Origin of the sequence: Flavobacterium sp. HJSW_4 (assembly GCF_042436695.1) — a bacterium.
Lineage (GTDB): Bacteria > Bacteroidota > Bacteroidia > Flavobacteriales > Flavobacteriaceae > Flavobacterium.
The window spans coordinates 1-16,040 of the sequence record NZ_JBHNPP010000044.1; the positions used below are offsets into that span (position 1 = coordinate 1).

The following is a 16,040-nucleotide window of genomic DNA, read 5'->3' on the forward strand; positions in this document are numbered from 1 at the left end:
GTCTATGGTGTAATGGTAACACTACGGTTTTTGGTGCCGTCTTTCTAGGTTCGAGTCCTAGTAGACCAACAGAAAAGCCTCTCAGAAATGGGAGGCTTTTTTTTATGGTGTAAATTTAAAATGAGTTTTTTCTATTTGTGGATTAAAGAAGATGGAACGATTCCGAATTTCTTTTTAAATGAAAATGAAAAATGCGAAAGATCTTCAAAACCTACTCCTATATATACATCAGATGGAGGGTTTCCTTGGCTGATTAAATAATAAGCTTCTTGAAGTCTTTTGTTTAATAGCCATTTCCCAGGCGTTTGCTGGAATATTTTTTGAAAATCCCTTTTGAATGTTGCTAAACTTCTTCCGGTAAGATAAGCAAACCGATGCATTTGAACATTAAAATGAAAGTTTCTATTCATAAACGCTTCCAAATCAATTTTGCCGGGCTCGTTAAAATCAAATAAAATGTCTTTTAGCTCTGGATTTACTTTTAATAATAGAAGAATGGCTTCTTTGATTTTTAAATTGAATAAACCTTCATTGTTTTCTTGTTCAACTTCAAGGTAAGATAGCAGCGAATCCATGAAGGATTTATAAAGTGGGTTGGGAGCTAATGAAAACATGGCCTCTGAATCAAATTTTTTCTCTGATTTTAAATTGTATTCTTTGCTGATCTCTCTTAAAATTTCCTGATCAAGAAAAAGAGAAATAGTTTTGAATTCTCCTCCTTCGGGTGGAATTTTGGTAAATTTTGCCAAATGATTTCTTCTGCTGAAACGAAAATCCCCAGGTTTGGTGTGAAAAGTGTTTTTGCTGTCTGAGGCGATCATTTCGCCGGAAATTTGATAACTAAAAACATGTTCGGGTATAAAATGCTCGCCTTCGCGACTGCGTGAGTAATAACACGAGTAGAGAATTTTGGGCTTTGTATTTGGTTTAGTGTTCATAATTGTAAAAATACTAAAAGATCTGGAAATCTTTGCGATTAAAGATTTCCAGATAGATGAAGATTATTTTTGTTGGATTAGCGCTCTAGGCTCTAAATAAGCTTCTAGTCCGATTGTTCCAAATTCACGTCCGATTCCGGATTGTTTAAACCCTCCAAAAGGAGCCATTGGGTCGTGGCTGATTCCATTTATCTGAACACGTCCAGCGCTAAGTTGTGAAGCGACATTGTGTGCTCTTTCAGAATTTGCTGAACTTACATAAGCTTGTAATCCGTAGGTGGTGTCGTTGGCGATTTCAATTGCTTCTTCTTCGGTTTTATAGGTAATGACAGATAAAACAGGTCCGAATATTTCTTCTCTTGCAATGCGCATTTGGTTGTTTGCGTGAACAAAAACAGTTGGTTTGATGAAATTTCCTTTTTCTAATCCTTCTGGTTTTCCTAATCCGCCCGTAAGTATTTCTGCTCCTTCGTTAATTCCTGTTTGAATATAATCTTGAACACGATTGTACTGTTTTGTGTTGACCATTGGCCCTACAGCGGTGTTTGGGTTTTTAGGATCGCCAACGATAATATGTGAAACGGTTTGTTTGATTAGAAGTTTTGTTTCTTCTAATCTGTCTTCTGGAATCAATAATCTAGTTCCGGCAATGCAAGCTTGTCCGCTGTTCATAAATGCTGCGGCCATTGCAAGCGGAATTGCTTTTGAGAAATCAGCATCATCTAAAATGATATTAGGAGATTTTCCGCCAAGTTCAAGCGTAACTCTTTTCATGGTGTTGACAGCTTCTTTGGCAATAATTTTTCCAACATTGGTTGATCCTGTAAAAGAGATTTTGGTAATGTCTGGATTTCTGCTTATTTCTGCTCCGACAACTTCGCCTAATCCATTTACAATATTAAATACGCCTTTTGGAAGATTTGCCTCGTGAAGACATTCTGTAATTAATTGTGTTTGCTGAGCGCTCATTTCGCTTGGCTTAATTACGGTTGTGCATCCAGCGGCAATTACTGTAGATAATTTACTGCAAACATAGCCGTTGCTTGAATTCCAAGGAATAATAATTCCGACAACACCAATTGGTGCCATTTGAACTTCAGATTCTCCCATTTTTTTGGTGAAGTCGTAACTATTAAGTAGGTTGACGGCTGAGTCAAAACTTTTCAGCATATAATCATAGCTTACGCTTGCAAATTGAAATGTACCGCCGTATTCTTCAATCATAACATTGATGAAATCGTCTTTTCTTTTTTCGACAGCAGACTTAATGTTTTTAAGGTATTGAATTCTTTCTGAAGCTGTTGTTTTTGAAAAAGTTTTGAAAGCATTTTTAGCGGCTTCAATTGCTATTTGAGTATCTTCTGTGTTTCCTAAAAGAACTTGTCCTAGTTTTTCATTGGTTGTCGGACTAATAAGGTCGAAATATTCTGTTCCTTGAGGAGTTACAAATTCGCCATTAATGTAAATTTTGTCTATTGTTTTCATGTTGTTGTTTTTTAATGAATTTCTATTTGACAAATTTCTGCATTATATACGTTGACGGTTTTGTTGTAAAGCTCAGTTAAACTTTGTTGAGAGGGTCATCTTTTTTGTGGTTTTTGCAAAAAAAAAGCTTCTCGTTTTTGAGAAGCTTTTTAGAAATATTTTGAACTTAGTTAGATTTTTAGGGTTATAACAGGTTTTACGGCATGATTAACTAAGCCTTCGCTAATGCTTCCGTTGAAGAAGTGTGCGAAACCGGTTCTTCCATGTGTGCACATTCCAATAATGTCTGCATTTATTCTGTTAGAGAAATTAATAATTCCTTTTTCAATATTGGTGTCGTTGTAAATTTGAGTAGTGTAATTGGTAATGTTAAACTCGGCAACAAAATAAGCCATTGCTTTTTCGCTAACATGAGTTGGTTTAAAACTGTTAGGCGTGCAGATGGTAACTAGGTGTAGTTTTGAATCAAATGCTTTAGTGAAATTTAAAAGTTTTTTGAAAGGTTTTTTTGCTTCTTCTGAAAAGTCAGAAGCGAAAACAATATTAGCTGCGTTGAAATTTGGAATGTTTTTCTTGATTACTAAAACAGGGATTTCTGAGTTTCTAACTACTTTTTCAGTGTTAGAGCCTATTAATAGTTCTTCAACTCCAGAAGAACCATGAGATCCCATGATAATTAGGTCGATGTCGTAATCTTTGCTTATTTGTGTGATTCCGTGAATCGGCTTGTCCATTTTTACAACTTCCGTTACTGGAATTTCTTCTAGGTAATCTCTAGAGGCAACTTCGTCAAGCGTTTCGTTGGCTTTTTTCATGAAAAGCATGGTTTCGGGAATGCTGGTTCCGCCCAATACAGCGTCATTAGATTGCTGTGGCAGTTCAAGCATGTGAAGAAGAATGATTTCTGAATTGTTCTTTTTTGCGATTTGAGCGGCAACTTTTAAAGCGTCTTCTGCATGTTCTGAGAAGTCGGTAGGTACTAAAATTCTTTTCATGATTTGAGGGTTAATAATTATGAATAATTCTGTGTTTTAATGGTATTATAAAGATAAGAAATTATTTTAGAGCAATCAATTTATTTGATTTATAAAAAAAACACTATATTTGCACTGTTATTTATTAAAATCTAAATAATGAGGGGACTAAGTGTCCCCTCTTTTTATAAAATTATGACATTTAAAGAAAAAGTAAACGGATTAATTACAGAAGCTCTTCTGGAAAAACCATCAATCTTTTTGATTGATCTGGCTATTTCTGATTCTTTTAAAATTAGTGTTGGTTTAGACGGAGATAATGGAGTGGCGCTACAAGACTGTATTGATATCAGTCGTGCAATCGAAAATAATCTGGATCGTGAAGAACAGGATTTTTCGCTTGAAGTAGCATCGGTTGGAGTAGGATCTCCTTTGAAATTGATAAGACAATACAAGAAAAATATTGGTAGAACGTTGATTGTTACTACAAATACAGAAAAAATTGAAGCAGAATTGGTTGAAGCTAACGATGTTTTTATAATTTTGTCTTGGAAAGCAAGGGAACCTAAAAAAGTAGGAAAAGGAAAAGAAACAGTTCAAAAAGAACAACAAATACCTTATGTAGATATTAAGGAGGCAGTTGTTACAGTAACATTTTAATTTTAATTAAAGAATTCGCATGGAAAATTTAGCATTAATCGATTCATTCTCAGAGTTTAAAGATAATAAACTTATTGATCGTGTAACGCTTATGGCAATTTTAGAGGATGTGTTTAGAAATGCATTGAAGAAAAAATACGGATCTGATGATAACTTCGATATTATTATAAATCCTGATAAAGGAGATATGGAGATATGGAGAAGAAGAGTGATTGTTGCCGATGAGGATCTTGATTTTGAAAACGAAGAAATTACCTTGACGGAAGCAAGAATGATTGAAGCGGATTTTGAAATTGGCGAAGAGGTTTCTGAAGAAGTAAAATTGATTGATTTAGGGAGAAGAGCTATCTTAGCGCTTCGTCAGAATTTAATATCTAAAATTCACGAACACGATAATACAAATCTTTACAAGCAATTTAAAGATATTATTGGTGATATTTATACAGCTGAAGTGCACCACGTACGTCCTAGAGTAGTTATCTTAGTGGATGATGAAGGAAACGAAATTGTGCTTCCAAAAGAAAAACAAATTCCATCTGACTTTTTCCGTAAAGGAGATAATGTTCGTGGAATTATTGAAAGCGTTGAATTAAAAGGGAATAAACCTCAAATTATTATGTCTAGAACTTCAGAAAAGTTCTTGGAAAAATTATTTGAGCAAGAAATTCCAGAAGTTTTCGACGGATTAATTACGGTGAAAAATGTAGTTCGTATTCCTGGTGAAAAAGCAAAAGTGGCTGTTGATTCTTATGATGATAGAATTGATCCAGTTGGAGCTTGCGTGGGAATGAAAGGTTCTCGTATTCACGGAATTGTTCGTGAACTTGGAAATGAAAATATTGATGTAATCAATTATACAAACAATATTCAATTATTTATTACAAGAGCATTAAGCCCTGCAAAAGTTTCATCTATTAAGATTGATGAAGATAATAAGAGAGCTGAAGTTTTCTTGAAATTAGAAGAGGTTTCTAAAGCAATTGGTAGAGGTGGTCACAACATCAAATTAGCTGGTCAATTGACAGGTTATGAATTAGATGTTATCCGTGAAGGAGATGTCGCTGGAACTGTTGCAGATGAAGACGATGTTGAATTAACAGAGTTCTCTGATGAAATCGAAGAGTGGGTAATTGAAGAATTTGCAAAAATAGGTTTGGATACTGCAAAAAGTATCTTGAAACATGACGTAGAAGATTTAGTAAGAAGAACAGACTTAGAAGAGGAAACTATTCTAGATGTTATGAAGATACTAAAAGAAGAGTTTGATAGCTAGTCAATAGCTGACCATCTGCTCTAACAACACAACTAAAAAGGTAATAATAAAAAGGTTATATGTCTGAAGAGAGAGTAATAAGAATAAACAAGGTTTTAAGGGAGTTAAATATCTCGTTAGAAAGAGCTGTTGATTATCTAAAGGATAAGGGAATTGCTATTGATGCAAATCCAAACGCTAAAATTTCTGACAGTGAATTTAATATCCTACAAAGCCAATTTGCGGGCGATAAGGGGAATAAGGAAGCTTCTAAAGAGGTTGGAGAAGAAAAAAGAAAAGAAAAAGAAGCATTGCGTGTAGAGCGTGAGAAAGAAATTGAAGACAAACGCAGACAAGAAGAAGAGCGTCAAAAACAGCAAGAAATAATTAAAGCAAGAGCTGTTGTTTCAGGGCCTGTACAAGTTGGTAAAATTGACTTGAATCCTAAAAAACCTGCCGTTACTCCTTCTGAGGAACCAGCTAAGGTTGAAGAACCAAAAGCTGTTGTTGTGCCTGTGCAACCAGAAAAACCTGTTCAAAACGAAACAGTAAAATCTGAACCAGTTGTTTCAACTCCTGTTTCTGAAACAAAAAAAGAAGAACCTATTATTACGGAGAAAAAAGAAGTTAAAGCAGAATCTAAAGTTGCTCAGGAGCCAATCGTGTCTACTGATCCAACAACTTCAGAGGAAACTATTACAACCCAATATCAAAAGCTTACAGGAACAACTCTTACAGGTCAGACAATTGATTTATCTCAATTTAATAAGCCTAAGAAAAAGAAAGAGGATCCTAAAGCTGCTCAGAACAAACCTGGGACTCCTGGAGTTGGAAATAATAACAACAACGCGAATAATAAAAATAAGCGTAAAAGAATTGGTCCAAAACCGGGTACGCCTGGTGCGCAAAAGCCTGCTACAGGTAATGCGCCTGGAACGCCAAATCCAAACAATAAACCGGGCCAAAATAATAATGGAGGTGGTTTTAATGCTAACAGAAGTCAGAGGCCTGGTTTCGTAAAAGGAAATCGTCCTGCTATTGTTGCTAAAGTTGAGCCAACAGAAGAAGAAGTAAAAAACCAAATTAGAGAAACTCTTGAAAAACTTCAAGGTAAAGGAGGGAAATCTAAAGCGGCTAAATATAGAAGAGATAAAAGAGAAACGCACCGTCAGAAATCTGATGATGAGCAAAGAGCTCTTGACGAAGGAAGTAAAACTATTAAAGTTACAGAATTCGTTACTGTAGGTGAAATTGCGATCATGATGGATGTGCCGATTACTAAAGTAATTGGAACTTGTATGTCTCTTGGTATCATGGTTACCATGAACCAACGTCTAGATGCTGAAACATTAACTATTGTGGCAGATGAATTTGGTTACGACGTTGAATTCATTACAGTAGATATTGAAGAAGCAATAGAAGTTGTAGAAGATAAAGAAGAAGATTTAGTAACAAGAGCGCCAATTGTGACGGTAATGGGTCACGTTGACCACGGTAAAACATCTTTACTGGATTATATCCGTAAAGAAAATGTTATTGCTGGAGAGTCAGGAGGTATTACACAGCACATTGGAGCGTATGGAGTTACTTTAGATAATGGACAAAAAATAGCATTCTTAGATACTCCGGGTCACGAGGCGTTTACTGCGATGCGTGCACGTGGAGCTCAAGTTACAGATATTGCAATTATCGTAATCGCTGCTGACGACGATATCATGCCGCAAACAAAAGAGGCGATCAGTCATGCTCAAGCAGCGGGTGTTCCAATTATTTTCGCAATCAATAAAGTGGATAAGCAAAATGCTAATCCTGATAAGATTAAAGAAAGATTAGCAGGTATGAATTTACTTGTTGAAGATTGGGGAGGTAAAATTCAATCACACGATATTTCTGCAAAAACAGGTTTAGGTGTGAAAGAGTTACTTGAAAAAGTATTGTTAGAGGCTGAGATTTTAGATTTAAAATCTAACCCAAATAAAGCGGCACAAGGAACTGTTGTTGAAGCTTTCTTAGATAAAGGTAAAGGATATGTTTCGACAATTTTGGTTCAAGCAGGAACTTTGAAGATTGGAGATTATATGCTAGCTGGAAAAAATCATGGTAAGGTTAAGGCTATGCATGATGAAAGAGGGCATGCTGTTTTAGAAGCTGGTCCTTCAACTCCTGTTTCTGTTTTAGGTTTAGATGGAGCGCCAACAGCGGGAGATAAGTTTAATGTATTTGAAGACGAAAAAGAAGCAAAACAAATTGCATCGAAACGTTCTCAATTAATGCGTGAACAATCTGTACGTACGCAAAGACATATTACACTTGATGAAATTGGACGTCGTATCGCTCTTGGTCAGTTTAAAGAATTAAATGTAATCCTTAAAGGAGACGTGGATGGTTCTGTTGAAGCGTTATCAGATTCGTTCTCTAAACTTTCTACAGAAGAAGTTCAAATCAACATTATTCATAAAGGAGTTGGTGCTATTACAGAAACTGATGTTAACTTAGCTTCTGCATCAGATGCGATCATCATCGGATTTAACGTTCGTCCTGCAGGAAATGCTAGACAGTTAGCTGATAAAGAAGAAATCGATATCCGTTACTATTCTATCATCTATGCTGCTATCGATGACTTGAAAGATGCGATGGAAGGAATGCTTGCTCCAGAAATGAAAGAAGAAGTTTTAGGAAATGCTGAAATTCGTGAGATATTCAAAATTTCTAAAGTTGGTTCAATCGCTGGATGTATGGTGACAGATGGTAAAATCTTAAGAACTTCTAAAATTAGAGTTATTAGAGATGGAGTTGTAGTTCATACAGGTGAATTAGTTGCTTTAAAACGTTTCAAAGACGATGTAAAAGAAGTAACTAAAGGTTACGATTGTGGTATTCAAATAAAAGGATTTAATGATATCGAAATTAGCGATGTTATTGAAGCTTACCATGAAGTAGCAATCAAAAAGAAATTGAAATAATATTCAATCATATAAAAAAAGGTCTCAATGTGAATTGGGACCTTTTTTATTTGTTGGAATTTGAATTAAAATTGATGGAGAAAGATTCAGTGTAAATGTGTAATTTAGTTTTTAAATTATAAAGTGTTGAATAAAAATAACGAAATATGAAAAAAGGATTTTACTCGATGATTTTATTTATGTGTTTCTCAGTTTTCTCTTTTGCTCAAGAAGCTGTAGAAAAACCCGCTCCGCCATCGGGGAATGCATTAGTTGGAGATTATTATGGAGAAGATGTTTCAAGTGCTTTAATAAACAAGGCGATTTCAGTTGATGAGTTAGAGAGAAATCTAAAGGCAGCAAATAAAATAGAAAGTGTTGCTGTAAAAGGGGAGGTGGTAGATGTTTGTCCGAAAAGAGGTTGTTGGGTAAGTGTTAAGACTGAAGATGGAGCGTCTTTCTTTGTTAAAATGAAAGATTATGCTTTTTTCGTACCAACAGCATTAAAAGGTAAAAATGTAGTTTTAGATGGAAGTGTGGAGAGAAAAGTTACTTCTGTGGAGGAGTTAAGGCATTATGCTAAAGATGCTAAAAAAAGCAAGGCAGAAATAGATGCTATTAAGGCGCCTAAAGAAGAAATTCGTTTTCTGGCTAGCGGAATTAAAGTGGTAAACTGAGGTTGAAATTGGAATGATTTTTAACGGATGTATTTTATTTTACTAAGAGTTAAGATTTGTTTGAGATATCTTAAAAAAAACTAAAAAAGGCGAGATGAAAATCTCGCCTTTTTTAGTTTTTGGATGGATTATTTTCCAGGTTTAAGTAAGAAAACGCTCTTGTATCTTTTTTTGATTTCTGCCAAATTTCTTTCGGCTTCTATTCTGGTTTTGAAATTTCCAACAATCACTTTGTAATTTGGAGTGCTGAAAATAATGGTTCCGTCAATATTAGAATTTTCTCTTTTGAAATCTGATAACGTTTTTTTTGCTTCATCGCTTTTACCGCTAAAGATTTGGATTCTATAAGTATCGTTTGTATTTATTGACGTGTTAATTTTGCGCTTCTCATTCAATAATTGCTCAAATTTAGGATCTTGATTCAATGTTAAATTTTGGTCTTGAGCGTTAATATTGTGTGCGAAAGCAATCGTTGTAATTGTTAAGAAAAGGTTTTTTGAAGGACTTAAAATTCTCATAATGTGATGGTTTTTATGCAAAAATACTATTTAATGTTTGAGTGTGAAATTTTAATATTATTTAGAATTGATATAAATTGATAATTAAGACTATTTTAAGGTTTTGAGAATAACACATAAGTCGTATTTTTGTGCAAGTTTTAAAAGAGCGTATAGATTTTTACTGCATTTAATACAGAAAAAATCATACCAAAAATTAGTAGACAATTATTTATACTATATGAAAAAGGTGGGTAACCATAATTCGATCTCAAGAAAATTGCTGTTTGGCTTATCGCTAACGTTAATTTTCTCCCTAACTTCATTTGCTCAAGATGCTGCTGCTCCGGCGGCGCCTGAGGCTGCTGCGGCTGCTCCAGCTGCTGGTGGCGGTGATCCAGTAAAAGGGAAGGAACTTTTTAATGCAAATTGCGCTGCATGTCACAAATTAGATGCTAAATCAACTGGTCCTGCTTTAAGGGGAGTTGCTTCTAAGCATGATATGGCTTGGATTTACAAGTGGGTGCATAACAGTTCTGACATGATTAAGTCAGGTGATCCTGTTGCTGTTAAACTTTTTGAGGAAAATAACAAAGCTGTTATGACTTCTTTTCCTCAGTTGTCTGAAGGAGATATTGATAATATTATAGCTTATACGTCTGAAGTAAAAGCTGAGCCTGCTCCAGGTGCAGGTGCTGCAACTCCTCCAGGAACAAATGTTCAGGATGGTGCTATCTCAAATAACATTATATTAGGGGCTCTTGCTCTTGTAATGGCTATTTTGGTTGTGATGTTGTTTATGGTAAACAAGGTCTTAACTAAAGTTGCAAACAAAAACGGTATTGAAATTGCTCCTAAAGAGGCAAGACTTCCAATCTGGAAAGCTTTCGCTAAAAATCAATTCTTGGTTTTAGTAACTGCAATCTTCTTGCTTTTGGCTAGTGGTTATTTTGTTTACGGATACTTAATGCAAGTAGGTGTAGATCAGAATTATGAGCCAATTCAGCCAATTCACTACTCTCACAAAATTCACGCTGGTGATAACGAAATCAATTGTAAATATTGCCACTCTGCTGCTCGTGTAAGTAAAACAGCTGGTATTCCTTCATTAAATGTTTGTATGAACTGTCATAAAAATATTTCTGAGGTTGCTGAAACAACTGCTACTCCTGAGTACAGCAAAGCATTCTATGATGCTCAAATCCAAAAATTATATGATGCTGTTGGATGGGATAAGACTAAACAGGCTTATACTGGAAAGACACAGCCTGTAAAATGGGTTCGTATTCATAACTTACCTGACTTCGTTTACTTCAATCACTCTCAACACGTTTCTGTTGCAGGTATTGAATGTCAAACTTGTCACGGTCCAGTACAGGAATTTGAAATCATGAAGCAATACTCTAAATTAACAATGGGATGGTGTATTGATTGCCATAGAAAAACTGATGTTAAGATGGAAGGTAATGCTTACTATGACAAAATTCATGCTGAACTTTCTAAAAAATACGGTGTAGAGAAATTAACTGCAGCGCAAATGGGAGGTTTAGAGTGTGGTAAATGCCACTATTAATCGATTTATTAAGATTTTAATATATATATACAATGTCATCAAACAAAAAATACTGGAAAAGTGTTGAGGAGCTAGAAAATAGCTCTATTGTTGAGGCGCTTAGAAATAACGAGTTTGTTGAAGAAATTCCTACTGATGAGTTTTTGGGTAACGCTGAGGCTTTATCTACATCAGGGACTTCACGTCGTGACTTTTTAAAGTACGTAGGGTTTAGTACAGCGGCTGTAACATTAGCTGCTTGCGAAGGTCCTGTTCACAAGTCTATCCCTTATGTATTACAACCAGAACAAATCATTCCTGGTGTTGCAGATTATTATGCAACTACAGTTTTTGATGGGTTTGATTTTGCTAATCTTTTGGTTAAAACTCGTGAGGGTCGTCCAATTAAAATTGAAAACAATACAATTGCAGGAGCTAAATTTTCTGCGAATGCTAGAATTCATGCATCGATCTTAGGATTGTATGATAGCGCTCGTTTGAAAGAGCCAAAAGTAGATGGTAAGGATTCTTCTTGGTCAGCTGTTGATTTGAAAATTAAATCAAGTTTAGCAGATGCAAAAGCTAAAGGTGGTCAAGTAGTATTATTGACTAACACTTTAGCGAGTCCTTCTACAGATAAATTAATTGCTGAGTTTATTGCAAAAAATCCAAACGCTAAGCACGTAGTATACGATGCAGTTTCGTCATCTGAAGCTTTAGATGCTTTCGAAGCTGTGTATGGTCAAAGAGCTTTAGTTGATTATGATTTTTCAAAAGCTTCTTTAATTGTATCTGTTGGTGCTGATTTCTTAGGAGATTGGCAAGGTGGGGGATATGATACTGGATATGCACAAGGACGTATTCCTCAAAATGGAAAAATGTCTCGTCACTTCCAGTTTGAATCAAACATGACATTATCTGGAGCTGCTGCTGATAAGCGTGTTCCAATGACTGTAGCTGCTCAAAAGCAAGCTTTAGTTCAAATTTATAATATTATTGCAGGTGCTTCTGTTCCTGTAGCTTTAGAGGAGAAATTTAAAGTTGAAGTAGTTAAAGCTGCTCAACAACTTAAAGCTGCTGGTTCAAAAGGAGTTTTAGTATCTGGAATTGAAGATAAAAATGCTCAATTATTAGTTTTAGCTATCAATCAAGTATTGGCTAGTGAAGCTTTTAATACTGCTGGAGCTAGACAAATTAGAAAAGGTTCTAATGCTATAGTTGCACAGTTAATTAAAGATATGGAAGCTGGAAGTGTTCATACTTTAATTATGAGTGGAGTTAATCCTGTGTACACTTTAGCTAATTCAGCTTCTTTTGTGTCTGGATTGAAAAAAGTTAAAACATCTGTTTCTTTCTCATTAAAAGAAGACGAAACAGCATCAATTGTTTCAATTGCTGCACCAGCTCCTCACTATTTAGAGTCTTGGGGAGATCTTGAGTTGACAAGTGGAACATATAGCTTAACTCAGCCTACAATCCGTCCTATCTTTAATACAAAACAATTTCAAGATGTTTTATTGTCAGTAAATGGTACAGCAGGTACTTTTTATGACTACTTAAAAGCAAATTCTGGAGCTTACACTGCAGGTGCTTCTTGGAATAAAGTATTGCACGATGGTGTAGCTGTTCTTGGTTCTTCAGCATTAACTGGAGGTGCTATTGACGCTGCTACGGCTGCAAGTGCAGTTGTAAAATCTAAAGATGCTGGTGATTTTGAATTAGTATTATATACTAAAACAGGATTAGGTGATGGACAACACGCTAACAACCCTTGGTTGCAAGAGTTTCCAGATCCAATTACAAGAGTTTCTTGGGATAACTACGTTACAGTTTCTAATGCAGATGCTAAAAAACTTGGTTTATCAAATGAAATTGTTGCAAACGGTGGATTAAATGGTAGCTATGCTACTCTTACTGTTGATGGAGTTAAATTGGAGAATGTTCCAGTTATCGTTCAGCCAGGACAAGCAGTTGGAACTTTAGGTCTAGCTCTTGGATATGGACGTAAAGCAGCTCTAAAAGAAGAAATGCAAGTAGGTTTAAATGCTTACGCTTTATATAAAGGTTTCAATAATGTTCAATCTGTTTCTATCGCTAAAGCTGGAGGAGTACATGAGTTCGCTTGTGTTCAAGGTCAGAAAACTTTAATGGGTAGAGGAGATATTATTAAAGAAACAACTTTAGAAATATTCAATACTAAAGATGCTGAACATTGGAATGAAAAACCAATGGTATCTTTAGATCACCAAGAAGTTGAAGCTACTACTGTAGATCTTTGGGAATCATTTGATCGTACAACTGGTCACCACTTCAATCTTTCAATTGACTTAAATGCTTGTACTGGATGTGGAGCTTGCGTTATCGCTTGTCACGCTGAAAACAACGTTCCAGTTGTAGGTAAAGCAGAGGTAAGAAGAAGCCGTGATATGCACTGGTTACGTATCGATAGATATTATTCTTCTGAAAGCACTTTTGAAGGTGATAATGAAAGAAAAGAAGGAATCGCTGGTTTATCTAGTTCATTATCTACATTTAATGAAATGGAGAAAGCAGGAGATAATCCTCAAGTTGCATTCCAACCTGTAATGTGTCAACACTGTAATCACGCACCTTGTGAAACAGTTTGTCCTGTTGCTGCAACTTCTCACGGTCGTGAAGGCCAAAACCATATGGCTTACAACAGATGTGTTGGTACTCGTTACTGTGCTAACAACTGTCCATATAAAGTACGTCGTTTTAACTGGTTCTTATACAACAAAAACACTGAGTTCGATTATCATATGAACGATGATTTAGGCCGTATGGTATTAAATCCAGACGTTAACGTGCGTTCTCGTGGTGTTATGGAGAAATGTTCTATGTGTATACAAATGACACAAGCTACTAAATTAAAAGCTAAAAACGAAGGCCGTCCGGTTAGAGATGGTGAATTCCAAACAGCTTGTTCAAGCGCTTGTTCTTCAGGAGCGATGATATTTGGTGATGTAAATGATAAAGAAAGTAAAGTTGCTAAATTAGCTGCTGATGAAAGATCATACCACTTATTAGAGCACGTAGGTACAAAACCAAATGTGGTTTACCATGTTAAAGTTAGAAATACTTAGTAAAATTATTAATTAAGAAACAATATAAAGGATTATGTCGTCTCACTACGAAGCACCCATTAGAAAACCTTTAGTTATAGGTGATAAATCTTATCACGATGTAACTGTAGATGTAGCTGCACCTGTTGAGGGGCCTGCAAACAAGCAATGGTGGATTGTATTTTCAATCGCATTAATAGCCTTCCTTTGGGGGTTAGGTTGTATAATTTACACCGTATCTACCGGTATCGGAACATGGGGATTAAATAAAACAGTTGGCTGGGCTTGGGATATTACTAACTTCGTTTGGTGGGTTGGTATTGGTCACGCTGGAACATTAATTTCTGCGGTATTATTACTTTTCCGTCAACGTTGGAGAATGGCTATTAACCGTTCTGCAGAAGCTATGACTATCTTCTCAGTAGTTCAAGCAGGTTTATTCCCAATTATTCACATGGGTCGTCCATGGTTAGCATACTGGGTATTACCTATTCCAAACCAATTTGGATCTTTATGGGTTAACTTTAACTCACCTTTACTTTGGGACGTATTTGCGATTTCAACTTATCTTTCAGTATCATTAGTTTTCTGGTGGACTGGTTTATTACCTGACTTTGCGATGCTTCGTGATAGAGCTATTACTCCATTTAACAAAAGAGTATATTCTATTTTAAGTTTTGGATGGAGCGGTAGAGCAAAAGACTGGCAACGTTTTGAAGAAGTATCTTTAGTATTAGCTGGTTTAGCTACTCCACTTGTACTTTCTGTACACACGATTGTATCTATGGACTTTGCTACTTCTGTAATTCCAGGATGGCATACAACTATTTTCCCTCCATACTTCGTTGCTGGAGCGGTTTTCTCAGGATTTGCGATGGTAAATACATTATTGATCGTTATGAGAAAAGTATCTAATCTTGAAGCTTATATCACATTACAGCATATTGAGTTAATGAATATCATTATCATGATTACTGGATCTATTGTTGGTGTGGCTTATATTACTGAGTTATTCGTAGCTTGGTATTCAGGTGTAGAATATGAGCAATATGCATTCTTAAATAGAGCTACTGGACCTTACTGGTGGGCATATTGGTCAATGATGACATGTAACGTGTTCTCTCCTCAGTTCATGTGGTTCAAAAAACTAAGAACAAGTATCATGTTCTCATTCATCATCTCGATTGTTGTAAACATCGGTATGTGGTTTGAAAGATTCGTAATTATTGTTACTTCTTTACATAGAGATTACCTTCCATCTTCTTGGACAATGTTCTCACCAACATTTGTTGATATTGGAATTTTCATTGGAACAATTGGTTTCTTCTTCGTATTGTTTTTATTATACTCTAGAACATTCCCTGTAATTGCTCAGGCAGAGGTTAAAACAATTTTGAAAGGTACTGGAGATAATTACATTAGAGAAAGAGCAAATAGTAAAGATTCACATCATGAGTAATAAAGTAATATACGCCATTTATAATGACGATGACGTTTTGATGAATGCAGTAAAGAAAACTAGAGCTGCTCATCATCATATTGAAGAGGTTTTTACTCCATTCCCAGTTCACGGATTGGATAAAGCCATGGGTTTAGCACCAACAAGATTAGCAATATGTGCTTTTTTATATGGATGTGTTGGTATTTCTGTTGCAACGACTATGATGGGATACATCATGATTCATGACTGGCCGCAGGATATTGGAGGTAAACCAAGTTTTAGTTTCATCCAAAATATGCCTTCTTTTGTACCAATTATGTTTGAGATGACTGTATTCTTTGCAGCTCACTTAATGGTAATTACTTTTTACATGAGAAGTAGATTATGGCCTTTTAAAGAAGCTGAAAACCCAGATGTAAGAACAACTGATGACCACTTTTTAATGGAGGTTGCTGTAAATGATAACGAAGCTGAATTAGTTTCTTTCTTTGAAGGAACTGGAGCTGTTGAAGTTAAAGTAATAGAAAAGAATTAATTGT

12 protein-coding genes are annotated in these 16,040 nt (G+C 35.5%); 8 read left to right on the plus strand and 4 right to left on the minus strand.

The genetic code is table 11. From position 1 onward, the window contains the following. Positions 1–131: 131 nt before the first annotated feature. From ACE01P_RS22720 to ACE01P_RS22730, 3 genes are all read right to left on the minus strand, one after another. On the minus strand, positions 132–938 hold the full coding sequence (locus tag ACE01P_RS22720; protein ID WP_379701353.1) for a helix-turn-helix domain-containing protein: 807 nt from the start codon (positions 936–938) through the stop codon (positions 132–134). 63 nt (positions 939–1,001) lie between these two features. Beyond that, entirely contained in the window at positions 1,002–2,423 is a 1,422-nt protein-coding gene (locus ACE01P_RS22725; RefSeq protein ID WP_379701354.1) for an aldehyde dehydrogenase family protein, read from the minus strand. Between the two features lie 170 nt (positions 2,424–2,593). Further along, positions 2,594–3,418, minus strand: a complete 825-nt coding sequence (locus ACE01P_RS22730) for a universal stress protein (RefSeq protein ID WP_379701355.1) — start codon at positions 3,416–3,418, stop codon at positions 2,594–2,596. 174 nt (positions 3,419–3,592) lie between these two features. Here ACE01P_RS22730 and rimP point away from each other — a divergent pair, with 174 nt between their 5' ends. The 4 genes from rimP (at position 3,593) to ACE01P_RS22750 (ending at position 8,928) form a co-directional block, all read left to right on the plus strand. Further along, complete coding sequence (gene rimP / locus ACE01P_RS22735) at positions 3,593–4,057, plus strand: ribosome assembly cofactor RimP (protein WP_379701356.1); 465 nt, start codon at positions 3,593–3,595, stop codon at positions 4,055–4,057. Between the two features lie 19 nt (positions 4,058–4,076). Beyond that, on the plus strand, positions 4,077–5,330 hold the full coding sequence (gene nusA / locus ACE01P_RS22740) for a transcription termination factor NusA (protein ID WP_144215481.1): 1,254 nt from the start codon (positions 4,077–4,079) through the stop codon (positions 5,328–5,330). Positions 5,331–5,389: 59 nt separating this feature from the next. Then, positions 5,390–8,272, plus strand: a complete 2,883-nt coding sequence (gene infB / locus ACE01P_RS22745) for a translation initiation factor IF-2 (RefSeq protein ID WP_379701357.1) — start codon at positions 5,390–5,392, stop codon at positions 8,270–8,272. A gap of 146 nt (positions 8,273–8,418) precedes the next feature. Next, on the plus strand, positions 8,419–8,928 hold the full coding sequence (locus tag ACE01P_RS22750) for a DUF4920 domain-containing protein (protein ID WP_379701358.1): 510 nt from the start codon (positions 8,419–8,421) through the stop codon (positions 8,926–8,928). A 128-nt stretch (positions 8,929–9,056) separates the two neighbouring features. Here ACE01P_RS22750 and ACE01P_RS22755 read toward each other — a convergent pair whose 3' ends face one another. After that, positions 9,057–9,446, minus strand: a complete 390-nt coding sequence (locus ACE01P_RS22755) for an SPOR domain-containing protein (protein ID WP_095927933.1) — start codon at positions 9,444–9,446, stop codon at positions 9,057–9,059. Between the two features lie 220 nt (positions 9,447–9,666). Here ACE01P_RS22755 and ACE01P_RS22760 point away from each other — a divergent pair, with 220 nt between their 5' ends. From ACE01P_RS22760 to ACE01P_RS22775, 4 genes are read left to right on the plus strand one after another with little or no spacing between them, the layout of a single operon-like run. Further along, entirely contained in the window at positions 9,667–10,998 is a 1,332-nt protein-coding gene (locus ACE01P_RS22760; protein ID WP_379701359.1) for a cytochrome c3 family protein, read from the plus strand. Positions 10,999–11,030: 32 nt separating this feature from the next. Then, positions 11,031–14,081 carry a TAT-variant-translocated molybdopterin oxidoreductase gene (locus tag ACE01P_RS22765; RefSeq protein WP_379701360.1) on the plus strand — a complete coding sequence of 1,017 codons (3,051 nt, stop codon included), beginning with the start codon at positions 11,031–11,033 and terminating at the stop codon, positions 14,079–14,081. Between the two features lie 34 nt (positions 14,082–14,115). Beyond that, positions 14,116–15,519 (plus strand): NrfD/PsrC family molybdoenzyme membrane anchor subunit, encoded by a 1,404-nt coding sequence (gene nrfD / locus ACE01P_RS22770; RefSeq protein ID WP_008466839.1) that lies wholly within the window; start codon positions 14,116–14,118, stop codon positions 15,517–15,519. After that, positions 15,512–16,036, plus strand: coding sequence for a DUF3341 domain-containing protein (locus ACE01P_RS22775; protein WP_008466841.1), 525 nt, complete (start codon positions 15,512–15,514; stop codon positions 16,034–16,036). The genes nrfD and ACE01P_RS22775 overlap by 8 nt, the downstream gene beginning before the upstream one ends. The last annotated feature ends 4 nt before the right edge of the window (positions 16,037–16,040 follow it).